Below are 517 nucleotides of genomic sequence, written 5' to 3'. Positions count from 1 at the left end.
GGAGCCAGGCCATGTACCGGATTGCGAAGCAGCAGCAAGTCACGATCAATACGCTGATGCAGAGCGTGTGGGGCCTTATTTTGCAGCAATATAACAACAACGAGGATGTTGTATTCGGCAGTGTCGTATCTGGACGTCCGACGGATATTCCGGGTGTAGAGCATATGATCGGCCTGTTCATTAATACCATCCCAGTGCGGATTCAAAGTGAGCGAAATGCCACGTTTGTGGACATCATGCGCAAAACGCAGGAGCAAGCGCTGGCTTCAGGCGTCTATGACAGCTTCCCGCTGTATGAGATTCAGGCGCTGACCGAGCAGAAGCAGCATCTAATTAACCACATTATGGTGTTTGAGAACTATCCGGTCGAGGAGCAAGTCGAGCAGCTGGGTGAAGTTCGTCCATCCGCGTTTGACATTACGAATGTAGAGGTTGTCGAACAAACGAACTATGATCTGGACTTGATTGTGATGCCAGATGAAACCTTCCGGATCATGTTTAGATACAACGCGAATGT

General features: G+C 49.5%; 1 protein-coding gene. It reads left to right on the top strand.

All coding sequences use genetic code 11. The features are described 5' to 3' along the window. On the top strand, positions 1-517 hold a 517-nt coding region (locus HFE01_RS26460; protein WP_243208314.1), incomplete at both ends, for a condensation domain-containing protein.

This window comes from Paenibacillus sp. EKM10P, assembly GCF_011800655.1.
GTDB classification, from domain to species: Bacteria; Bacillota; Bacilli; order Paenibacillales; family Paenibacillaceae; genus Paenibacillus; species Paenibacillus polymyxa.
This window is presented reverse-complemented; position numbering and strand designations above follow the sequence as displayed.